Annotated in this window: 25 protein-coding genes, 1 tRNA gene and 1 pseudogene; 3 read left to right on the top strand and 24 right to left on the bottom strand. The window is 54.6% G+C overall.

Going from position 1 to position 21,829, the window contains the following annotated elements:
- Positions 1-36: 36 nt before the first annotated feature.
- The 9 genes from H8696_RS04745 to H8696_RS04705 form a co-directional block, all read right to left on the bottom strand.
- On the bottom strand, positions 37-414 hold the full coding sequence (locus H8696_RS04745; RefSeq protein WP_249315246.1) for a CD1247 N-terminal domain-containing protein: 378 nt from the start codon (positions 412-414) through the stop codon (positions 37-39).
- 5 nt (positions 415-419) lie between these two features.
- Positions 420-977 carry an elongation factor P gene (gene efp, locus H8696_RS04740; RefSeq protein ID WP_249315980.1) on the bottom strand — a complete coding sequence of 186 codons (558 nt, stop codon included), beginning with the start codon at positions 975-977 and terminating at the stop codon, positions 420-422.
- Between the two features lie 24 nt (positions 978-1,001).
- Positions 1,002-2,060 (bottom strand): aminopeptidase P family protein, encoded by a 1,059-nt coding sequence (locus H8696_RS04735; protein ID WP_249315244.1) that lies wholly within the window; start codon positions 2,058-2,060, stop codon positions 1,002-1,004.
- Between the two features lie 60 nt (positions 2,061-2,120).
- A complete protein-coding gene (locus H8696_RS04730; RefSeq protein WP_249315238.1) occupies positions 2,121-2,966 on the bottom strand; it encodes a TIM barrel protein in 846 nt (281 codons plus the stop codon).
- A gap of 100 nt (positions 2,967-3,066) precedes the next feature.
- Entirely contained in the window at positions 3,067-3,426 is a 360-nt protein-coding gene (locus H8696_RS04725) for a sigma-70 family RNA polymerase sigma factor (RefSeq protein WP_249315236.1), read from the bottom strand.
- A 7-nt stretch (positions 3,427-3,433) separates the two neighbouring features.
- Positions 3,434-4,996 (bottom strand): recombinase family protein, encoded by a 1,563-nt coding sequence (locus H8696_RS04720; protein WP_249315233.1) that lies wholly within the window; start codon positions 4,994-4,996, stop codon positions 3,434-3,436.
- 49 nt (positions 4,997-5,045) lie between these two features.
- A complete protein-coding gene (locus tag H8696_RS04715) occupies positions 5,046-5,798 on the bottom strand; it encodes an SDR family NAD(P)-dependent oxidoreductase (protein WP_249315231.1) in 753 nt (250 codons plus the stop codon).
- Between the two features lie 38 nt (positions 5,799-5,836).
- Positions 5,837-6,391, bottom strand: a complete 555-nt coding sequence (locus H8696_RS04710; protein WP_249315230.1) for a TetR/AcrR family transcriptional regulator — start codon at positions 6,389-6,391, stop codon at positions 5,837-5,839.
- A gap of 28 nt (positions 6,392-6,419) precedes the next feature.
- Positions 6,420-7,151 (bottom strand): patatin-like phospholipase family protein, encoded by a 732-nt coding sequence (locus tag H8696_RS04705; protein WP_249315228.1) that lies wholly within the window; start codon positions 7,149-7,151, stop codon positions 6,420-6,422.
- Positions 7,152-7,285: 134 nt separating this feature from the next.
- Here H8696_RS04705 and H8696_RS04700 point away from each other — a divergent pair, with 134 nt between their 5' ends.
- The gene (locus H8696_RS04700; RefSeq protein WP_249315226.1) at positions 7,286-7,453 is read left to right on the top strand and encodes a hypothetical protein; all 168 of its coding nucleotides are present in this window, start codon (positions 7,286-7,288) and stop codon (positions 7,451-7,453) included.
- Between the two features lie 9 nt (positions 7,454-7,462).
- On the opposite strand, the pseudogene H8696_RS04695 reads toward H8696_RS04700, so the two are convergent.
- The 10 genes and pseudogenes from H8696_RS04695 to H8696_RS04650 form a co-directional block, all read right to left on the bottom strand.
- Positions 7,463-7,792: pseudogene (locus H8696_RS04695) on the bottom strand (sigma factor); the annotation flags it as partial.
- 89 nt (positions 7,793-7,881) lie between these two features.
- Positions 7,882-8,298, bottom strand: coding sequence for a Fur family transcriptional regulator (locus H8696_RS04690; RefSeq protein ID WP_249315222.1), 417 nt, complete (start codon positions 8,296-8,298; stop codon positions 7,882-7,884).
- Positions 8,299-8,303: 5 nt separating this feature from the next.
- Complete coding sequence (locus H8696_RS04685) at positions 8,304-9,107, bottom strand: metal ABC transporter permease (protein WP_249315220.1); 804 nt, start codon at positions 9,105-9,107, stop codon at positions 8,304-8,306.
- The gene (locus H8696_RS04680; protein ID WP_249315218.1) at positions 9,094-9,798 is read right to left on the bottom strand and encodes a metal ABC transporter ATP-binding protein; all 705 of its coding nucleotides are present in this window, start codon (positions 9,796-9,798) and stop codon (positions 9,094-9,096) included. Before H8696_RS04680 ends, H8696_RS04685 begins: the two co-directional genes overlap by 14 nt.
- A gap of 5 nt (positions 9,799-9,803) precedes the next feature.
- The gene (locus tag H8696_RS04675; protein WP_249315217.1) at positions 9,804-10,700 is read right to left on the bottom strand and encodes a metal ABC transporter substrate-binding protein; all 897 of its coding nucleotides are present in this window, start codon (positions 10,698-10,700) and stop codon (positions 9,804-9,806) included.
- A gap of 128 nt (positions 10,701-10,828) precedes the next feature.
- Complete coding sequence (locus H8696_RS04670; RefSeq protein WP_249315215.1) at positions 10,829-12,061, bottom strand: peptidase U32 family protein; 1,233 nt, start codon at positions 12,059-12,061, stop codon at positions 10,829-10,831.
- Between the two features lie 64 nt (positions 12,062-12,125).
- Positions 12,126-13,328 carry an endolytic transglycosylase MltG gene (gene mltG, locus H8696_RS04665; RefSeq protein WP_249315213.1) on the bottom strand — a complete coding sequence of 401 codons (1,203 nt, stop codon included), beginning with the start codon at positions 13,326-13,328 and terminating at the stop codon, positions 12,126-12,128.
- 114 nt (positions 13,329-13,442) lie between these two features.
- On the bottom strand, positions 13,443-14,045 hold the full coding sequence (locus H8696_RS04660; RefSeq protein ID WP_249315211.1) for a lysine exporter LysO family protein: 603 nt from the start codon (positions 14,043-14,045) through the stop codon (positions 13,443-13,445).
- Complete coding sequence (locus H8696_RS04655) at positions 14,029-14,337, bottom strand: LysO family transporter (RefSeq protein WP_249315209.1); 309 nt, start codon at positions 14,335-14,337, stop codon at positions 14,029-14,031. The genes H8696_RS04660 and H8696_RS04655 overlap by 17 nt, the downstream gene beginning before the upstream one ends.
- A 31-nt stretch (positions 14,338-14,368) precedes the next feature.
- Entirely contained in the window at positions 14,369-16,036 is a 1,668-nt protein-coding gene (locus tag H8696_RS04650; RefSeq protein ID WP_249315206.1) for a ribonuclease J, read from the bottom strand.
- 187 nt (positions 16,037-16,223) lie between these two features.
- On the opposite strand from H8696_RS04650, the gene H8696_RS04645 reads away from it, so the two are divergent.
- Positions 16,224-16,916, top strand: a complete 693-nt coding sequence (locus H8696_RS04645) for a hypothetical protein (protein ID WP_249315204.1) — start codon at positions 16,224-16,226, stop codon at positions 16,914-16,916.
- A 37-nt stretch (positions 16,917-16,953) separates the two neighbouring features.
- A tRNA-Leu gene (locus H8696_RS04640) sits at positions 16,954-17,042 on the top strand.
- A gap of 45 nt (positions 17,043-17,087) precedes the next feature.
- Here H8696_RS04640 and vanT read toward each other — a convergent pair.
- The 5 genes from vanT to H8696_RS04615 all read right to left on the bottom strand — a co-directional run bounded on the left by vanT (position 17,088) and on the right by H8696_RS04615 (position 21,828).
- Positions 17,088-19,181 (bottom strand): serine racemase VanT catalytic subunit, encoded by a 2,094-nt coding sequence (gene vanT / locus H8696_RS04635; RefSeq protein ID WP_249315202.1) that lies wholly within the window; start codon positions 19,179-19,181, stop codon positions 17,088-17,090.
- The gene (vanG, locus tag H8696_RS04630) at positions 19,171-20,214 is read right to left on the bottom strand and encodes a D-alanine--D-serine ligase VanG (RefSeq protein WP_330605334.1); all 1,044 of its coding nucleotides are present in this window, start codon (positions 20,212-20,214) and stop codon (positions 19,171-19,173) included. Before vanG ends, vanT begins: the two co-directional genes overlap by 11 nt.
- A gap of 148 nt (positions 20,215-20,362) precedes the next feature.
- Positions 20,363-21,190 carry a class B sortase gene (gene srtB, locus H8696_RS04625; RefSeq protein ID WP_249315196.1) on the bottom strand — a complete coding sequence of 276 codons (828 nt, stop codon included), beginning with the start codon at positions 21,188-21,190 and terminating at the stop codon, positions 20,363-20,365.
- A 45-nt stretch (positions 21,191-21,235) separates the two neighbouring features.
- On the bottom strand, positions 21,236-21,388 hold the full coding sequence (locus H8696_RS04620) for a FeoB-associated Cys-rich membrane protein (RefSeq protein ID WP_249315194.1): 153 nt from the start codon (positions 21,386-21,388) through the stop codon (positions 21,236-21,238).
- Positions 21,385-21,828 (bottom strand): Fur family transcriptional regulator, encoded by a 444-nt coding sequence (locus H8696_RS04615; protein WP_249315192.1) that lies wholly within the window; start codon positions 21,826-21,828, stop codon positions 21,385-21,387. Before H8696_RS04615 ends, H8696_RS04620 begins: the two co-directional genes overlap by 4 nt.
- Position 21,829: the final 1 nt, after the last annotated feature.

Raw genomic sequence — 21,829 nt, 5'->3', positions numbered from 1 at the left:
AGAACCCGGATTCCTCCGGGTCCCTTGGATTCAAACTCAATCTTCGTCGGTATAGATCACATGATGGCAGTTTGGGCATTCCACCTGATCCGCTTCCAGAAAAGCATTCTCTTCGAAGCGGATATGCTCCTTGCAGTGGGGACACTCAATTTCGATGGTCTCGTCCGGCTCCCTTTCGGTCTCGCCATCCGACGCCTCACCGCTCATTTCTTCCTCCAAAGCCACGAGATCATCATCCAAATCCTGGACGTATTCCTCAAGCTCGGATTGTACGGTCTCCACTTCGGCAAGGGACAGCGCCATCTCATCCAGAATATCCACGATGGCCCGCATGACCATATCCTGGCGATGATCCAGTTCCACCGCGTCCAACATGCCCTTGAGGCGTGCCACGCGCTGCTGCAATCTATCCATGAGCGTTATACACGCTCCATGTATTCGCCGGTACGGGTGTCCACGCGGATCATATCGCCCTGATTGACGAAAAGGGGCACGTTGATCTTAGCGCCGGTTTCCAGCGTAGCGGGCTTGATGGCGCCGGTAGCGGTATCGCCCTTGAAGCCGGGCTCCGTCTCCACGATCTGAAGCTCCACAAAATTCGGGGGCTCCACTGAAAAAGCGTTACCCTTGAAAAAGCGGATCTTGACGTTCATATTTTCCTTCACGTAGGGCAAAGCGTCCTCCACCTGTTCATGGTTGAGGGGGAGCTGCTCATAGGTATCCACATCCATGAAGTAGTAGAGATTGCCATCGTTATAGAGATACTGCATCTCTTTGGTCTCAATGTGGGCGTTCTCCACTTTTTCGGTGGGGTTAAAGGTGCGCTCCAGCACACCGCCGGTGATGATGTTCTTGATCTTGGTACGCACAAAAGCCGCACCTTTGCCGGGCTTCACATGCTGGAAATCCACGATCTGAAAAACCTGACCGTCCAGCTCAATGGTGATACCCTTTCTGAAATCGCCTGCAGAAATCATATTCGTCATCCCTCCATGGTTTTCTTAAAGACTGATCCAACCTTTGGGCGCGCTCACCAAATCAAGACAGCCGCCATTTTTGACGATGCAGTCGTCCTCAATCCGTACGCCGCCCAAACCCGGAATATAAATACCCGGTTCCACCGTGACCGCCATTCCATCCTTTAGAATGGTTTCGTCCCTCGGCGAAAGCCGTGGATCCTCATGAATTTCAAGACCCAAACTATGCCCAAGACCATGTCCGAAGTATTTGCCGTAGCCCTTTTGTTCAATATAGCGTCTTGCAACACCGTCCACGTCACAGCCGCGTTTGCCCGCCGCAAGTGCGTCAATCGCTTTAAGCTGGGCATCCAGCACGATCTGGTAAATCTCCCTCAGTTTCGGGTCGGGTTCGCCGATGGCCACGGTGCGCGTTAAATCGGAGCAGTAACCGCCCAGCCGGCAACCAAAATCCATGGTTACAAGATCGCCGCGCTGCAATACGCGATCCGTAGGCTGATTGTGCGGTATGGCGCCATTGATGGGGCCGCTGGCTACGATAGGATCAAAGGATACGCCCTGACCGCCCAGCCGCCGCATGGCGTATTCGAGCTCAGCGCCCACCCGGCGTTCGGTGATGCCCGGCCGAATGATGCCCAAAACCTGCATGAAGGCCTTCTCCGCAATGCGGACAGCCCGCTGCATGTTATCGATCTCCTCTTCATCTTTGGCGTAACGCAGTGCGTCTACCGCCTGTCCCACGGGAACACATTCGAAGCCGCCGCCCGCGGTGAGAGCCTGATAAGTTCCATAGTCGAGCACGTGCTCCTCGATGCCCAGCTTCTTGATGCCCAGTTCCCGGACCTTGGCCGAGACCGCATCCATCTTCGCGGTCAGTTCCCATAGAACCACTGGAATATCCGGAATCTCCTGCACGGCCTGCTCGTCGAAACGGGAATCGGTGAACATCACCAGGTCCCTGCCCCGCACCAACAGCATGCCTTCGCCGCCGAATCCAGTCAAATAAAGCACGCTGGCCGGCTTAGATACGAGCACAGCGTCCCAGCCGTTGCCATTCAGGCATTCAATCTTTTCACGCCGCAAGGGTGCCACCTCCAGTCTACAGCGATTTATTTTAACATAAATTAGCCGCCTTGGATAGTCTTAACGGAAGGATTCGTACATTTCTTTCATAGCCAGCGCGTCCTCGGCCTGCGTCCCCGCCGACTCGCAGATGATCACCGGCGTTAAATCCCGCTCGGCCACAAGTTCGGCAAGGGGCAGAAAATCCGGTGTAAATCCTTCATCAGCGAAGGTCACATGACGTTTTTCCCCGGCTTTGGTGTGCTCAATTTTAGAGAAATGCACATGCATCATCCGCAGCCGGTCACGGCCAAGCTTGTTTTCAATGGCGTCCAAAATCGCCTCGTATTCGGCTCGTCCCTTGATCGCGCCGATGCCGCGGGCATCCAGGTGTCCAAAATCGATGGTGGGCACCAGATCCTCCCGCAGCGTGCACAGCTCCAATACCTCATCCAGCGTGCCAAACTGATTGATTTTACCCATGGTCTCCGGACAGGGCAGCCCCATGAGCCCCTCAGCTTTGATGCGCTCCAGCGCCTCCTTGAAGGCTTCCATGGCATAACCCTTTGCGGTCTCTCGATCCATTTTGGAGCAGGACCCCGGATGGAATACGGTCCGCTTGGCATTCAAATAGGTGCCCGCCCGCATAGCCTGAAGCAAAAAGTTGATGGAAGCTTCGCGCTTCTCAGGGTCATCGGTACAAAAATTGATGTAATAAGGCGCATGAACGCTCATGGCAATACCGCTGGCGTCAAATTCGGCCGCGATATCCCGCCCCGTTTCCTCCTTCAGCCGGACTCCCCGGCCAAAACTGTACTCAAAGGCATTGAGTCCCCGTTCCTTCAGCCAGGCCGCCGCCTGTTTGGTGTGCTTGAATCCCTCATTGTAAAAGGACTGGCTGTTGCCAGCCGGACCAAATCGGATCATGAATCCACCCCTTTTCTTTGGTATATCTCTAAAATGTGCAGCCATCGGCCGCTTTAGCCAAATCTTCTTTCTCCCATCATAAAAAAGATTTGAGGGGTTGTCAATGGACCAGCGTCTCGGTGAAAGCATCGGCCAGCTTTAGAACCGCCTTCTTTTCAATGCGGCTGACATAGGACCGGGAGATGCCAAGAAGAGCTGCGATCTCCCGCTGGGTTTTGGCTTCGCCCTGAAGAAGGCCGTAGCGCAGCTCAATGACCAGCCTTTCCCTTTTGCTGAGCACCTTCTGCACCAGCTTTTGCAGCCGTTCTCCCTCCACATTGAGTTCCACTTCATCGGCAATGGCTTCCGGATCGGAACCCAGGATTTCAAGGAGGGATATTTCATTGCCCTCCTTGTCGGTGCCGATGGGATCATTGATGGAAACCTCGTTCTTGTGCTTCTTGGCCGAACGGATGCTCATGCGCAGTTCATTGGCTATGCTCCCTTGCCGGCTTCAAAAAAAGATGTCCGTCCTGTCCGTCCCATACGATTCGGAGCACGAAGCGGCGCAGCAGCTCCCGCTTTTCCATGAGCCCCAGTTCCTCAAATAAGGCCCGCCAGGAGGTCAGTTTTTTATAGGTTTCCTCAATCGGAGGCGCCGTCCACCGTGCCAGCCGTTCCTCCGCCGCCAGCCTTTCCCGCTCCAATCGCTCTATCTCTTCCAGCACCCGCCGGGCGGCCGGTTCCTCCAACCTTCCCAGGGAGCCCACTAGTCCTTCCAGTCGTCTTTCCACATCCCTCAACCGTTTTTCAAGCAGGGATCTTTCACTGTCGCCGCTCAGTTGAGCCTTTCCTTCCAAAAGCCTGGCAAAAAGATGGGCCCGATCCTCCAAAATCCCATCGAGGAGCGCCGCCACCTTTTCGTCCAGCTCCCCGCCCCTGGGACTGGGAAGAGCGCAGCTTTTGCATTTTTCTTTGCCTTGGCATAGATAGATAAAGGCACGGTTCTCCTTCATCCGGCCCGTCAGCTTGGCCCGCATGGGCTGGCCGCAGGTACAGAAAAGAAGCCCGGGCAGCAGAGCACGGCCGCTTCGGGTGCTGGGATAGCCGTGAGCTTTGTTGCGTTCCAGAAGGTCTTGGATCCTGGCAAAATCCTTGCCGGAAACCACTCCTTCATGGCTGCCCGGAGCCACGATCCAGTCCCTCCGCTCCCGCATGGCTACGGAACGGTTGGATCTTTGCCGGGTCTTGTTATAGGCCATCAACCCATGACCGCCGTCAAAATCTCCATAGATCTTTGCGCCCACCCTGTTAAAATAGCGCCGTGCCTCGTCATCACAGCAGCAGTAGACAGGATTTTGCAGGATGCGCTTGATGGCATACCGGCTGAAGGGCACTCCCTCCCGCGTACTTGCGCCGTTTTGCAGCAGATAGGTTTCCACCTGGGTTAGGGAATGAAGCTGCAGAAACTTTCGATGGATGAGGCGGACCAGCTCCAGTTCCTCCGCAACCGGCGCCAATCGGTAAGCACGGCGAACCCTGCCATCATCCAGCCGGTCTATGGCTTCCGAGCGGTAGCCCAAAGGCGTCTTCCCGCCCAGCCACCGTCCCGTTTTGGCCAGCTCCATCATGTTGTCCCGAATGCGTTCGGCAATGGTTTCACGCTCCAGCTGTGAAAAGACCGATGCGATGTACATCATGGCGCGGCCAAGCGGGGACGCCGTATCAAATTGCTCCTTGATAGACACAAAATCCGTATTCAGGCCGCTCAATTCCTCGATAAGCTTGGCAAAATCCCCGATATTGCGGCTGATCCGATCCAGCCGGTAGCAGACAATGGCGGATAATTCACCGCGGCGCGCCGCGGCCATCATGGCCAGAAACTCGGGTCTATCGGTATTTTTACCGGAAAAGCCTTCGTCCTCATAGACGGAAACCGACGCCCCGGAATAATGGGCGTCGATATAGCGCCGGCAAAGGGAAATCTGGTTTTCAATACTCTCCCCTTTGCCAGTAAACTTTGATTTTCTGGAATAGATAGCGATTTGCATACCCCGTCACCCCCCTTCCAATATAGGCAGGAGCGGCGAGAAAATATGTTCAGCCGTTCTTTCGGTTTTGCATGTGATAGGAAAGGCGGAGCATGAGCTGTTCCGGAGCGAAGCGTCCGCCAAAACGGGCAAGCTTCATCAGGCTGCCCGGCATAATCAACATTTTGCCCTTTTCCATACCTTCGATGGCCAGACGGGCGGCCCGTTCGCTGGTCAGCCCTTTGACACTGAACCGCACATTGGCCACGTCATCGAATTCCGTCCGCACGGGGCCCGGACAAAAGGCGCCGATATAAACAGCGCTGCCGTCCCGGCGCAGTTCTTCGTGAATGGCCTCCGTTAAACGCAGCACGTAGGACTTGGTTGCATAGTAGGTAGAAAGCAGGGGCCCGGCAAAAAAGCCTGCCGAAGAGGATACGTTTAAAATGGCGCCTTGGTTTCGCGCCTTGAAATCCCGGAGAAAAAGCTTGGTTAAAATGTGCACGGCCCGGATATTGGTATCGATCATGGCCAGCTCCCGCTCCAGATCGGCTTCGGCAAAGGCTCCAAATAGACCAAATCCTGCATTGTTAATGACAAGATCCAGCCGCACCTCCTTCAAACGGCTGTGAAGCTCCTGGCAGGCCTCCGCCCGGGAGAGGTCCACTCCCAGCACGTGAGCCGGATGGGGCAGCGTCTCTCTCAGTTCCTCCAGGCGATCCGTCCGCCGCGCCGCCAGCCAAAGCTCATAACCCTTTGCGCTCAAAATTCGCGCCATATCCCGGCCTATGCCGGAGCTGGCCCCCGTAATCAATGCCTTCACTGTCAAATTCCTTTCACTGAATAAATTAGGGTATCTGCTCAGTCACGCAGGGAACCGCAGGCCAGATTGAGGCCCTGCTCCACCAAGGTCAGTAGTTCTTCCCGCTCCAGCGGCTTTTCCCGGGAAAACTCTTTGATCCCATAAAACAGAACCATCGCCATCTCCTCGGAATACGCGATGCGTACAATTTTTTGCTCAACGCCCTGTTTCATAACATCAAGGCAGTAACGCAGCAAATGATCCTCCGCCTTTTGGTAAAACTGTCTTTGTTCGCCGTCCTCCAGAGCTTGAAGCTGCCAGGCATTATCCATATAGAGATCCATCATGCACACAATCTTCCGATAGAAATCGAGGTCCTCGTCCCCCGCAACGGCGTCAGCAACGGCATCGAGATGCTCCAAAAGTTCCTCGAAAACCGTCTGAACGATGTCCTCCTTGGATTTGAAGTAATAGTAGAAAAGTCCCAGGGCCACACCAACCTTTTCCGTGATGTCGTTGATCCGTGTGCCCGCAATGCCCTTTTGCTGAAATAATTCCCGAGCCGCCTCGACGATTTCAGCCCGCCGTTCCTCGGGATCCTTCACCGTGCGCATGACCGTCACCTCCTTGACTGAGCCTTGTTTAGTTTTTGTTCAAACAACCCCAATCATACAGTTCCTGCCGAAAAGTATCCAGCATGTTGAGGCAGTCGCTTCTTCCAATCTCGTAGAGTTCGCGAAGCTTTTTAGTTCGTTCCAGCCGGCCAATACCGATGGGGCCGCTGGGCACGATCAAAAGCGCCTTGCCCTCATCCTCCAAACGGGTCAGCAGCTGACGGCTTCGATTATAGAGCTCATGCCGCCGCTCCACCGCAGCGGACAAAGCAGGATATTTTTTGTATTTCAAAGGCGCCCGTTCCGGTTCCATGGCGTAGCTGCATTCCTCACTTACAATCACAATGACCCGATCACAGCCATCCTCCAAAGCTCTTTGCACCGGTATGGGATCGGTGATCGCACCATCTTCACAGCGCTCCGCGTCCTCCAGCGCCATCTCCAGGTGTTCCTTATCAACATAAAGGGCTTGTCCACTGTCAATATCCGTTAAAACGGCCAAGAATCGCGTCTTATTTTTCCAAAAGGCGGAATCGTTCAGTGTTTCACGGTCCTCCTGTTTGGGATGAACAATTCGGGAAAGCTCATACTCCCACATGCGCCCCTCCTTATGAGCCAGAAAAGCCGCTCCGTGCCAGATACCCTCTCCCGATGCAACGCAGTAATCCACATGAATGCCGCTTGCAATCAAAGCATCCACCGCGCCCGCCCGGTATAGCCCATGGAGCGCGCCCCCTTCAATCACCAATCCTGTTTTCACCTGTATGTCTCCAATCCATGGATTTTTAATTACTATACCACATCGGCCGTGGTTTGAATATATTTTTGCTGAAATTCAGTAACATGGAACGCACCTTTTGCCTCATAGATATGATAGAGAAAGAGGTGTAAAACGTGGAATTAAAAGTCAATGGCATGGAGGAGTCCCAGGAGGAGCTGGCACGTCTTAAGGCGGAGCTCCACGGTGAGATGATTCTAAACTATCTTGAAAATTCCGACCTTCCGTTGGAGAGCAAGCGGGAGCTTCTGCAGCGGCTGATTCATCATTTTAGGCCTTCATGAGCACATAGCATTTTCTATGCAACGGGCAGCATAGGTAGCAAGCTGGGTTCCTTTGCTGCCGTCATAGGTGTTGACCGCCTTGATGAGCCCGATGGTGCCGATGGAAATCATGTCCTCCGTGGAGCGGTTGCCGCCCTCATATTTCTTCGCAATGTGGGCAACCAGCCGAAGATTTCTTTCGATAAGTTTATTTTTAGCCTGCTGATCGCCGGCATGGTAGGCTTGCAGCGCTTCCTGTTCCTCCTCCGGCTTCATGGGTTTTGGAAAGGAGCTTCCGCTTCCCACATAGGAAACAAAAAGCATCATCTCATGCAGCAAAAGTGCCAGTCCACTCAACATTTTTAACCCCTCCTCTATTCACCCTTCAGTCTATGCGCTGGGAATGTTGTCCGGTGCCTGGCCCTATAAAAAACAGGCCCTGCGGCCTGTCAATGATGATCCCTTTGACATTTTTCACAATAACCATAAAGCTCCAGGCGATGACCGGTGATTTGAAAACGATCGTTGCCCGCTGGAAGCTTCATACCATGAAGCGGACAGGAGTCCAATGCGATCATGCGGTTGCAGCCAAGGCAGATCAAATAGTGCCGATGCCCTTCGCGGACAAGCTCATAGCAGTTCTTTTCCTCCCGAAGCATGGTCTTGCGCACCACATTTTTGGCGCTGAGCTGTTCCAATGTGCGATAGATGGTGGACAGCCATAGACTGACCTCCTTCTGGGACAGTGCTCTATAGATTTCCTCTGCGGTCACCGGCATGGCCGCATCCATCAGATACTCCACAATGGCCTGCCGCTGCCGGGTGACTTTGAGGCCGCAGCTCATCAGAATTTCATGTGCATCCATGCTCTTCACGCCTTTCGAAACAGGTTTTTAAAGGCCACCATGGAAATGAGCACCGCTACGCCCGTCAGTACGATGGTACCTCCCGGCTTGAGGTCGGCGTAATAAGCGATGAACAGCCCCACAATGGTGAAGCCAAGGGCAAAGCCGATGGAGGCCAGCAGCGTCTTTTTATAGCTCTTGCCCAGCATCATGGCGGAGGCCACGGGAACCACCGTCAGCGAGGAAATGATGAGCGCGCCCACCGTGCGGGATGCGACGGCAATGGTCACCGCCGTCATCAGCATGAAAATAAAGTTCACCGTTTTTACCGGCACACCGGCCAGTTTGGCCGCTTCCTCATCAAAGGTCACATAGAACAGCTCCTTGTAGAACAAAAAGGAAATGAGCAAAACGACGATTCCCAGCCCCAAAGTCAAAAACAGTTCAAAATCGCTGATGGCCACAATGCTGCCAAACAGGAAACTGTTGAGAGAGGCGCCGTTTTTAATGAATCCGGAAAAGATGGCGGCAAGGCCGATCCCTGCGGAAAGCACAATGGTCGTAGCCAGGTCCGAATAGCGCGGCATAGCCTTGCGCACGAATTCGATGCTGAATACGGCCAGCAGTGCAAACACCACCGCGCCCAGCACGGGATTGATGCCCATAACAAGCCCCAGAGCGATGCCAGCAAGGGCGTTGTGGGATAGGGTCTCGCCCAGCACGGACATCCTTTTCAACACGATCACCATACCGATGCAGGGTGCGATCAGCGAGATCATGATGGCAACCAGAAAAGCTTTAATCATGAAATCATAACTAAATATGTCCATGATGATCCGCTCCTTCCGCAAAATAGCCCTTGGCATCCTGCATGAACGCCGTTCCGTCATCCTCCAGGGTCAGAATCTTGTTGGCTCCCCGCAGGGAATGGAGGTCATGGCTGGTCATCAAAATGGTCATGCCCTCCTTATTGAGCCGCTCAATGAGTTCCACCAGCTCCGCCAGGGATTTGGGATCAATGCCCACCGTGGGTTCATCCATCAGCAGAATCTCCGGTTCCGCCACCAGCATTCGAGCGATGAACACCCGCTGCTGCTGTCCGCCGGACAGTTCACCGATGAGATGATGCTTGTAGCCCGTCATTCCCACCATTGCCAGGGCCCGGTCCACCTCCGCCCCAAACTTTCTGCCGCTGTACCGGCGCAGGAAGCCGATTTTGGGATAGAGATTGGCCCGAACCACTTCGTCCACCGTGGCTGGAAAATCGCTGTTGAAGGTGGTAACCTTCTGGGAAAGGTAGCCGACCTTGCTGTAGTCCTTGAAATGCTCATCGCCCATCACCCGAATGGTGCCGCTGCCATGGAGCAGCCGCAAAATGAGTTTAAGCAAGGTGCTCTTGCCGGTGCCGTTGGCGCCGGTGATGCCCACAAAATCTCCCTTTTCCACCTTAAAGGACACATCCTTCAGCACGTGGACAGGACCGTAGGCGTAGGATAGGTGTTCGACTTCCAATACAGTCATGCTCATTACTCCAATGCAAGTTTCAAGGTTTCAAGGTTGGATTCCATGACGGAGATGTAATCCTCGCCCGCCTGGATGGCCTCCTCGCTCAGCCCTTCCAGCGGATTGATCATGGCCGTCTTTACCCCCGCCTCCTGGGCCACTGTCTCCGCCACTTTGGGGCTGATCAGCTCCTCATAGAGAATATAACGCACCTTGTTTTCCCGAACGAAATCCACAATCTCAGCCATCCTGGACACGGAAGGCTCGCTGTCCGCCTGCAGCCCTTCGATGGCCACCTGATTGAGGCCGTAGGTCTCGCAGAGATATCCAAAGGCCTCATGGGCCACCACCATGTCCTTCAGTGAGCAGGCCTCCAGCGTGGTGCGGTAGCGTTCGTCAAGCTCGTCCAGCCGGGCGGCATAGGTTTCGTAGTTGGCCTCATAGTAATCCTTGTTATCGGGATCCCTCTGTGCCAGAGCGTTTTTAATGTTTTCCATCTCCAGCTTGGCATTTTGGGGATTGAGCCACACGTGGGGATCGGTGTCGTGCTCCCCACTGCCCTCTGAAATGAGCTTGACCCCGGCGCTGGCTTCCACCACGGTCAGTTCCTCGTTGCTGAGGGAACCGATCACCTTCTCCGCCCAGGTTTCCATACCGGCGCCGTTGTAGATAAACATATCGGCGTTCTCCAGATTGCGGATATCGGACGTGGACGGCTCCCAATCGTGTGGCTCCACACCGGTGGGTACCAAATTTACGCAGGCGATCCTGTCCCCGCCAATCTTCTTTGTGAAATCGTACATGGTATAAAAACTGGTGTACACCTGCAGTTTGCCATCATCGCCCGCCTGCTGGCCGGCGCAGCCGCCGAGCAAAAAAAATAGACACGCAGTCAGTATCAATGCCGTAACTTTTTTCATGCTTGCCCCCTGAAATCGTGTTATTGCAAATCATTTGCATTTGCATTCATTATCTCCCTTTTAGGTCAGGCTGTCAACTTTATCGTGAGTAAAAAAACCGCAAAGCATACGGCCTTGCGGTTTCGGATTTAAGCTTTTTTGCATTTTCGCAGCATATCCCCCGGCATGAGAGGCAGATTACAGTCCACCCATACTTTCTGCATCGGATGGGGCGCCACTTTGATCTCATTTCCTTCCTCATCCATCATGCGCTCCACCACGAAATCCTCCCTTGGAAGTTCGTGATAGGCCAGTGCCTCCAGCCGGTCCCCCACCCTGAAATTGTTTCTCTGCTGGAGGAACACCCTTCCGCCACTTTCATCGTAGTCCAGCACCATGGCGGAGAATTCATAACTGGCCGTATTTCGGGATCGGTCGTAAAGCTGGCTGTTCTTTTCCAGCGGGCCCTCATAAAAGGCGTCGGTAAATTCCCGTTGTCCGGCCTTCATCACCTCCGCCTGATCCTCCTCGGTCATCCTGAAGTGTTCAGGATCCGCGCTGTAGCGGTCCAAGGCCCTTCGATAGGCCCGGGTGACGGTGGCGGTATAGTAGGCCGTCTTCATCCGTCCCTCGATCTTGAAGCAATGTATTCCGATCTCGGCCAGCTCCTTGATGTGGGGCATCCAGAACAGGTCCTTGGAATTGAAGATGTAGGTGCCGTAGGCGTCCTCCGCCACCGGGAAGTATTCGCCGGGACGCTTCTCCTCCATCACCGCGTATTTCCAACGGCAGGGCTGGGCACAAGCGCCGGAGTTTCCGTCCCGGCTGGAAAAATAGTTGCTCATCAGGCACCGTCCCGAATAGGAGATACACATGGAGCCATGAATAAAGCATTCAAATTCCAAATCCTTCGGTGAGGCTGCGATGATCTCCCCCATCTCTTTTAGGGAGAGTTCCCGGGCAAAAACAATGCGCTGCACGCCCTGATCATACCAGAATTTACAGCTGGGCGCATTGGTGGCGTTGGCCTGCGTACTCAGATGAATGGGAAGTCCCGGCGCAATGCGCTGCACCTCGCGCATGATTCCGGGGTCGGATACGATCACCGCGTCCGCTTTTGTGTCCCGCGCTTCCTCAATAGCGGCCTCAAGATCGCTAAGATCCCGCTGCCGGGGAATCTTGTTCAATGTCACGTAACAGCGCCTGCCCCGTTCATGGGCGTAGGCAATACCCTTCGCCAGCTCCTCGGTCGTAAAATTTTCCGCCTGGGCCCGAAGGCCGAAATGCTTGCCCGAAAGATACACCGCATCAGCGCCAAAAAGGATGGCACTTTTCAGCCGTTCCGGGCTGCCCGCCGGCGCCAGAAGCTCGGGTACGTTCATCTTCATCCCTCCGTCAAAAAGGACCGTTCCGGCCAAAATCCGAAGCGGTCCTTTGTGATTTTCATCAGTTGCCCTGAGATTGGTCGTACTGTTCCCAAAGAGGCCTGAATTCTTCGGTGGCCCGCTGATGCTCGGCCGCCGTCTTGGAGAAATACAGCTCTCCGGAGGTGGGCTCCTTCACGCAGAAGAACAGGTAACCCTCGGACCTGAAATCCTCATCGGGGTAGAGCGCCGCTTCAATGGCAGCCTGGCCTGGATTGGCGATGGGCCCTTCGGGAAGTCCCTTGTTCTTATAGGTGTTGTAGGGCGAATCCACCGAGATGTCTTCGTTTGTGAGATTGAGCCGGTGGGTGTTCAGGATATACTGAACCGTCACGCAGGATTCAAGATTCATATCCCGCTTCAAACGGTTGTGGAAGACCGCGGAAACCTTCTTGAAATCGGCGGTCTTGGATTCCTTCTCGATGAGGGAAGCCAGCGTGAGCACCTCGTCCACGCTCATATCCAGCTCTTCCGCACGGCTGCGGTAAATATCGGTGAGGACGCTGTCCGTCTTATCCAGCATGCGGCGAATGATATCCTCCGCCGTGGAGTCCAGATAGATCTCGTACTTGGCCGGGAATAGATAGCCCTCCAGAATATACTTGCGCTGGCTGGTATCCTCGTTCATCAGCGTATCAATGAAATCGTAGTCCTCCCGGAAGATTTCCGGATTTTTGCATAGGGCCAGAAACTCATCGGTGTTCTTGAGCACGCCCTGGCGCACCAGCGATTGGGCCATGATTTCCACGTTTTGGCCCTCGGTCACCAGGAAGGTGGTCACGTTGCTGGAAGCCTCGCCGCTGGTGAGCTCGCTGATGATCTCATCCATGGTCATGCCACGGCTCAGCTGATAGTTGCCCGCTTTCAGATCCGCTCCCCGATCGGTGAGCTCCACATAGTACTTGAAAATACCCTTGTTTCGCACCACGCCCGCCTCGTACAGGGCGCTGGCCACCGTGTTGATGGAAGATCCCCGGGAGATGCTGACCATCACCGGCGTGTTGTCGCTGGCGTCACTGGGCGCGAAATAACGATTGTAGACGAACTGCCAGCCCTGGTAAACCACGCCCACCACCAGCACCAGGCTGGTGATAAACACCAAAATGGCGCGAACAACCTTCCACACTGAACGAACCGCGGTCTCACCGTGGCTCGGCTTCGTTTGGGAAGGTTTAGATTTTGAGGTTTGGTTGGACTTGCCAGGTGCAATTTTGACTTCAGGCATCCAATCCCTCCATATCACCAAATGATTTGAGACCATTATATCTTTTTATGGACAAACAAGCAAGGAATCGCCGGCCCTGCCCGTTACGAATCCTTTAAAAAAGGATTAAAACTGTCAAGTCATGCCATAAATGAGCGGTACCAATAGCGGCACCACCATGGACAGCAGGATCCCGCTGACCACCGCCGTCAAAGTGGCCTTGACGCCGCAAGCCTTGACGATAACGGGCAGAGTGGTATCCATAGCCGTGGCCCCGGCGGTGGAAACGGCCACTTCCTTTGGAAGCCTCGTTCCCAAAACGGGGATGAGCACAAAAGCCATAATTTCACGGAAAACATTGGCTAAAAGCGCCACGCTGCCAAGGACCGGATCGCTTTGTCCAATGAGTACCCCGGAAAGGGTGTACCAGCCAAAGCCCGCCCCCACCGCCATGGATTCATGGGGCGCCATGGCAAAGAGAAAACCCATGATTAAGGAGCCCAGAAGGCTGCCAAAGATCACGGAGAGAGGGGTAACCAGCAATCTAAAATTGAGCTTGCGGAAGGCGAGAAGGGTGCCCTCGCTTTGGGCAATGGAGCATCCCACCAAAAAGACCAGGATTGAGATGCCAAAGGATACCAGGTCATCCACGAGCCCCGCGTATTGCTCAAGGGGGAGAAGCCGGCCGGCAGCCACGCCAAGGCCTATGCTGAGCACGATCTTAAGCGTCATCTTCATGGGCGGCCCTCCCCTTTTTCCGATCCAAAAGCCTGATGACGAAAAAGGTAACGCCCGCGCTGCCCAGAAGCGAAGCGGCGGCAAGAGCCAGCGCCTCAAGCGCCAGCTCCCCCACTGAATCAATGGCTTCCAGCTTGGTTCCAAGGGAAATGCCCAATAAGAAGAGCAATCCATAAAGCAGCGGTCCGATCCAGCGGTCGGCACTGAATTTCTTCACCCTGCGGCGCATCAAGACAATGCCCACGCCGATACCCGCAGCCATACACACGATCAGCGTCGCCATCCACTGCATGGCGGCTACCCCCTTAGCCTCTTTCTATCTTCTAGATCTCAATGATGATCGGCAGAATCATGGGACTGCGCTTGGTTTGATCAAAGAAATAGTTGCGCAGTTTGGTGCGGATGGACATTTTGATCGCAGACCAATCGGTCATCTTCTGTCCGCTGGTCTCCGCCAAGACATCCCTCACCACATCCTTGGCATTTTCGATGAGCTCCTCCGATTCTTTGACAAATACAAAGCCTCTCGAGATGATATCGGGGCCGGAAATGAGCTGCCGGTTCTCCTTGGACAAGGTCATCACCACCGCCACCAGGCCGTCCTGGGAAAGATGCTGGCGATCGCGGAGCACCACGTTGCCTACATCGCCCACACCCAGGCCGTCGATCAGGACCGCGCCGGTGGGAATGGGATTGCCCAACCGGGCAAAATTCCGATTCATCTCAATACAGGCGCCGTTCTCCGCAACAAAGATATTTTCCTTGGGCATGCCCAGCGACTCAGCCAGCTGTGCATGACGCATCAAATGGCGGTGCTCCCCATGAATGGGGATAAAATATTTGGGCTGCACCAGCGTATGAATCAGTTTAAGCTCTTCACGGCAGGCGTGTCCGGACGCATGCACTTCGTTCAGCGATTCATAGATCACATTGGCGCCTTTGCGGAAGAGCTGGTCAATCACACGGCTGACGCCTTTCTCGTTGCCGGGAATGGGCGAAGCGGAAAGGACCACCAGATCCCCCTGCTTGATGCCCACCTTTTGGTGTTCATCATTGGCCATGCGCACAAGGCCGCTCATGGGTTCGCCCTGGCTGCCCGTGGTAACCAGCACTATCTTATCATCCTTGTGGTTGTTGATCTGATCAATATTGCCGGCGTATCCCTTGGGAATTTTAAGCACGCCGAGTTCCGTGGCGATGCGGTAGATGGTCTCCACGCTCCGCCCCGCAAAGAATACCTTGCGGTCCAGCATCACCGCCGCGTCCACGATCTGCTGAATCCGGTCCACGTTGGAAGAGAAGGTTGCCACGATGATCCTTCCCTTGGCATCCTTAAACAGGTTGCGGAAGGACTCACCCACCTTCTGCTCGGACAGCGAGTACCCCGGCCGCTCCACATTGGTGCTCTCCATCAGCAGGGCTAGCACGCCCTTCTCGCCCAATTCGCCAAACTTGCGGAGATTGATGGGCTCGGTGCCATGCACCGGTGTAAAATCCACCTTGAAATCGCCGCTGTGGATGATCGTGCCCACACGGGTGTGGATCGCCAGCGCAAACGCATCGTTGATGCTGTGGTTTACGTGAATAAACTCGATGTTAAACGAACCCAGCTGCAGCTTGTCCCCCGCCTTCACACGATTCAGTTTGGCGTTTGTGATGCGGTGTTCCTTGAGCTTGTTTTCAATGAGCGCAAGGGCCAGATTGGAACCATAGATGGGGGCATTCACCTGACGAATCACATAGGGAACGGCCCCGATATGGTCCTCGTGGCCGTGGGTGATTACGAATCCCCGCACCTTATGCTGGTTTTTCACCAGATAGCTGATATCCGGGATCACAAGGTCGATTCCCAGCATTTCCTCTTCCGGAAAGCGAACCCCGCTATCAATCACGATGATATCATCGCCATATTCCATTGCGGTCATATTCTTTCCGATCTCATCCAAACCGCCCAGGAACATGATCTTCAGTTTTTTTCCTTTTGAAGCCAAAAGCTTCCCTCCTTTTTGATTATGTTAATTTCCGGACACATATAACTTTACTATTATACCCCGTCAATCCAATTGGCGCAACCAAGGCATATCCGGGGATCAACACCTCAATAGAACCATTGCCTATTTCGCCACATATAATACCATAAGTACCCGATCCATTACGAACTGAGAAGGAGGACCCATCATGTTCTTCTATGATTGTCAAGATCCTTGCCGCCGCGATCCGTGCATCTCGAGCGCCAAGTCCAATTGCTGTCCCGAACCCTCCCCCTGGCGCCCCACGCCCTGGCCCTGCTGTCCGGAACCGAATTGGCCCTGTCAGGTGCTGGACGCGGTGTTCTTTGAGGAACGCTATTGCCAAGTGCCCATGCGGCTTCAAGCCATGCCTAACGCCTGCTGCGAGATAGAAATCATCAAGGGTACGGGCTGCGTGGAGGAAGCACCCATACATGGACTCAATATCTGCAGCATCGGATGCGGAAAATTCTGCGTCAAGGGCAGAGTCTGTGTACCGGTGGAAGTGGCTTACTGCCCGCCGGGCAGCTGCCGGCCCTGCTGCATCAAAGGTGAGATTGAACTGCCCATTGACGCTGTGGTATGCGTACCACGCTGCCGGGATTTCAACGTGCGCGCCAGTGTCAAGCTGATGATTCCACGGGGTTGTTATCCCGTTCGGAATTGCTGTGTTTCGGTGGACCTTGCCGCCAAAGTGGTGGTGGAAGCTTATGCTCGGATGAACTCAAGCTGCGGCTTTGAGCGGCCCTGCCCTCGGCCCGGCTCCCACTGCAATGCGGGCTGCTGCAGCGAATTCTTCCGCCGGCCCCTGTTTCCACAGGGTGGACGGACCGACTGGAACAGTCAGTGCCGACGCTGTTGACAAGACCCTTCCGGCCGAAGTAAAATAAATACGTTCGGCCGGAGTGGCGAAATTGGCAGACGCACAGGACTTAAAATCCTGCGGGACTAACCTCCCGTACCGGTTCGATCCCGGTCTTCGGCACCAACGGTGAAGCGCACCTCACTAAAATGTGGGGTGCGCTTTTTACCATCAGGATAGGACCACCCTGCCGAGACGCGGTCCAAGCCTGCTCAATAGTTCGTTGGTAATGGTTCCGGCTCCCGCCGCCGCCTCTTCCGCCGAAATAAAGGCTTCGCCGTCCCGGCCAATCAGCGTTACCACATCTCCAGCCTTCACGTCCTCAATCCCCGACACATCCAAAGTGAGCTGATCCATACAGATGCGTCCCACGATGGGCACCCGCCGGCCATGGACCAGGGCTTCGCCGGTCAGCCCCCGGGGAATTCCATCCGCATAGCCCAGCGTCACCACCGCCGCTGTCATTTTTTCTTTGGCCCGATAGGCTCTGCCATAACCCAGGGTCTCCCCTTCCTCAATCTCGCGGATGGCCCCTATTTTGCCTTTTAAGCTAAGGACAGGCCGAAGGTCCAGCTCGGACCTTACCAGACCATTCGGCGAGCTTAAAACGCCGTACAGAGCGATTCCAACCCGGGCATAGGCGCATCCGGTGCCATCGTAGTTGAGAAGACCGTAGGTGCTCTGAAAATGGAGCTTTCCGGGCTCCACGCCTCGCGCCTTCAGCGCCTTTACCACCTGCCAGAAACGTTCGATCTGGCGGTAGGTAAAAAGGATATCTTCCTCCTTGGTACTGTCCGCCGCACATAGATGGGTGCTGAGCCCTTCCACCTTGAGTCCGGCTTCAAGGTAAATCGTGCAAAGTTCGTCAATCCTGGCATAATCCTCTCCCAGCCGGTGCATGCCCGTATCCACAGCCACATGCGCCCGAATCGGCTTCTTTCCGGAGAGGGCTCTTGCGTGGTCGCTGTCGGCTACGGTCTGTATGAGCCGGTATTTTCTCAGCTTTTTCCGCTCGCTGGCCGGCGTATAGCCTAAAACCAGGATATCTCCGCGGATGCCCCTTTTCCGCAGCTGTACCCCTTCCTCCGCCGTAGCTGTAGCGTATGCCGTTATGCCCGCTTTATGCAGCGCCCGGGCGATTTCCACCGCGCCATGGCCGTAGGCGTTCGCCTTCACCACCGCCATAAGGGCGCATCCTTCCGGCAGAAGCTTTTTCAGTTCCTCCACATTGTGGTATAAATTTCTTAGATTGATCTCCACCCAGGCACGCTCCCGAGCGTCGTTCCCCTTTTCGGCGATCTTCGCATAAAGTCCCGCTGCCAGAACGGACAGCCCCGCAACAGCAAGGTAGTAGAGCGGGCTGATATCCATAAGCCCTTTGAGATGCAGCGCCTTACCTGCACCCCGCACCAGCACGATAGCCATGGGGTGCAGAATGTACACCGCCATGGAAAATCGTCTCAGGAACGGTTTTGCAGGACTTCGCACTTTGAGAAGGCAGGCGAACAGATACACCATCACCAGGGGAAGCCATAAATACATGCTGTCATGGCGCTGCCATGCAAAATGGTGCAGCATGAGCCCTTCCATGATCATCAGGGCCAAGCCTGCTCCCAGTCCAAGGCCGGATCTGGGAATCCTCATGTCCCTGGCCATCAATCCCAGACACAGGAAAATAGGCGCATAAAACAGGCCGTTTCTTGTGTAATCAATTATGGAAAAAAGGGCTCCATAGAAATCCGAGAGCAGCGGGATCTGCTGGGTCAAACCATAGTAGCTGTCCCCCAAAAGACCCACCCCATAGAGAACCGCCGCAACAAAAAGCACCGTTCGATCCTGGAACCACTTCATGAGCCCCACAACGATCAACATGCCCAGCATGCTGGCGGGCAGGTACCAAAGATGATAGAAGGTGCCCTCCAGCAGCAGATCCCTCAAAAACAGCCAGGGTTGTCCCTCGTTTACAAAATAACCATTATAAATAAGCACCGGCAGGTAGATCAGGATTGCGGCCCCATAGAGCATAGCCGTCTTGACAAGGAAATGGCGCAGCACACCCTTTTTCCCACGCCGGATTGCCGGCAACAGAAAAAAGCCCGTAACCATCAAGAAGAAGGGCACGGCCACCCGGGCCAGGATCCGGGTCAGCACAAAATCCGCGGTTCCGTTCACCGATTCAAGAGGCGAGGTATGAATGGCTACAACGAGGAGCGCGGCCGCCACTCGAAAGGCATCCAAACCGCCGCTGCCCTCCCTAGCCCGCATGGCTCTCCTCCAGGGAGACAGCGATCAGCTTTTCAATCATGGCGGGAAAGTCGAGGCCCACCGCTTTCATCATGGCCGGATACCGGCTGTGTTCCGTGCAGCCCGGAATGGTGTTCACCTCATTAAAAACAGCTTCCTTGCCGGTCCAAAACAGATCCACTCGGGCAAATCCGGAGCATCCAAGAATCCGATAGATTCTTTCCGCCATTCGCTGAATATGCTGCCGGACCGATTTCTCCAGCCGGGCTGGGGTGTGGATTCTGGAGGTTGCCAGGGTGTATTTTTCGCCATAGTTGAAAAAACCATGGGTAAGCTCGATCTCATCCACCTCGCCCACAACGAGTTCCCGGCCGCCCAAAATGGCGCAACCCACCTCAAACCCCTTCACCGCAGCCTCCACCAGCACCTTGTTGTCGTGGATAAAGGCTTCCTGGATGGCGGGAACAAGTCCGTTCTCCTCCTCCACCCGGGTAATCCCAATGGAGGAACCGGAACGGGACGGCTTGATAAACAAGGGATAAGCCATCCCCTCGATTTCAGGCAGCCGTTCCCGCCAATCGTCCTCATGCAGCACCACCGATGCCGGAACTGGAATGCCCGCCCTTTCCACCACTTCATGGGCGAATGCTTTATCCATACAAAGAGCGGAGCTCAAAAGGTCGCAGCCGATAACGGGGATACCCGCAAGTTCCGCCAGACCCTGCACCGTGCCGTCCTCGCCGTTTTTGCCGTGAAGAACGGGAAAAACGCCGTCCAGCCGAATCTCCCGCCCCGCGGCCGTAAGTCCGTGAGTGTGTCTGTCGGGAGACAGAACGGCCCGCTCCAGATGTTTTTCATCCCTCCACCAACGGTTCTCCCGGATGCCTGCCAAGGGTCCGCTGTAGAGAAACCATTCGCCTTCTCGGGTGATACCCAGGGGAAACACTTGGTACTTATCGGGGTTGATGGCCTTCAGCACTGCGCTGGCCGACTGAAGGGACACCTCATATTCCGTGGAGCAGCCGCCAAACAGGACGGCAATGTTTTTCAACATGACTGCATTCTTCCTTTCAAGCTTTCTGATACCATTGAACCACAGCATGGGATTTCATTTTGAAAGGACGAATTAGGAATTTCTTAAGATTAACTTACGGTCCAATAAAAAAACGCTCAGCCGAAGCTGAGCGCATTTGACGGTCTTATTACAGGGTTCCCCCGGTAAGCACCGCCATCACCACATAACGGCCGTTGGCGCCGTTGTAGCTGCGGTCGCAGGTGCTGAGGGTCAAAATCCGATCCCCATATTGGACCTTAACGCCGGTATCGTAGGGCGTGCGGCTTTTCGCCTCCGAAACAAAGCTGTCAAAGGCCGCCTCATCCGCAAACTGAGTTTGGATATAGCTGAAATCATCCTTTACCGAAACATCATAGTTGAATGCGGCAAAGATGGTCCAAGTCCCCGTACCTGCCGTCGTATCAAATTGCAACAGGGAATGGGCATCGTAATAGCTCTTTTCCTTGTACTCAAGGAGGCTGGAGAACATGCTCGTACGGTTGCCGCCCATGTTATGTCCGTACAGCACCGTGTTGCTGTCCGCGAGACGGGGCAACAAGGCGTTTCGATAATCGGCAAAGATGCTGCCGCACACGGAATAGTTTCCATAGATGCTTTTGTAGAGATACTCGTCGTTGTCCCTGCCCTGAACCACAGGATAGCTGACCGGCGTTTCCGGAATGTAAATCCAGCCGCAGGCATCGGAGTTCTCCGAAAGCAGGGTATCAAAGTCGATGGCAATCCGCCAGGGTTCCGGAACAATTTCCACGTCGTTCTCTGCAGCGGGCGGCGTTGTCTCCACCACATACTGATCCACTTTCTCATACTCCGCTTCGCCCTCTTTGACCTCATTCAGATCCTTAAAATAGAGGTAGCCGCAGATCAACGCGCCCAGCAGACATAGAATCACCAAAAGATTCAGCAGCCAGGTGATGCCCTTTTTATGGGTCTGTTTCTTTGGTTCCGTATCCCTCACCCTTTTTTCTTGATTTCGTCCGATTATAACACAAAAATAGTGCTTTTACAATTTGTCGCTCTTATCGCATTGCCTGCGCATTGCACAACCGCCGCAGCCGCAGGCGCAGCCCTTGCCCCGCTTCAGTTTCTTGATTTGCTTGTAGGCGACAAAGGCGGCGCCGCCGAAAATGAGCGCGCCCAAAATATAATTGATCATAGTTCCTGCTCCTTTGCACAGTCCCGGCAGTACCCATAGAATTTGAGCTGATGGTTCACCACATGAAATCCATAGTCCCTGAGAAGAATCTGCTCCTGGGTCTCCAAAAAGTCTCCCCGCATTTCTGCAATCTTGCCGCAGGCCAAACAGATCATATGATGATGCTCATGGGCCTGCGCGGGATCGGCAAGCTCATAGCGCACCCGCTCGTCCAAATTGTTGCGGGATACGATGCCCAGCTTCTCAAAAACCGTGATGGTGCGATACACCGTGGCCTTGCCCACGGAGGGATATTCCTGCTGAACCAGATTGGATATCCCCTCCCTGGTGAGATGCTCCCCCTGGTGTTCACACATGACGGCGAGGATCTGTTCCCTTTGCCGGGTCAGGCGCAGACCCCCCTCCTGCAATTTCTGACGGCAGATTTCCAGTACATTCATC

It is taken from the genome of Gehongia tenuis, assembly GCF_014384795.1.
In the GTDB taxonomy this organism is placed as follows: Bacteria; Bacillota; Clostridia; order Christensenellales; family NSJ-53; genus Gehongia; species Gehongia tenuis.
The sequence above is the reverse complement of the archived record's forward strand: the minus strand, read 5'-3'. Positions and strand labels throughout refer to the sequence as shown.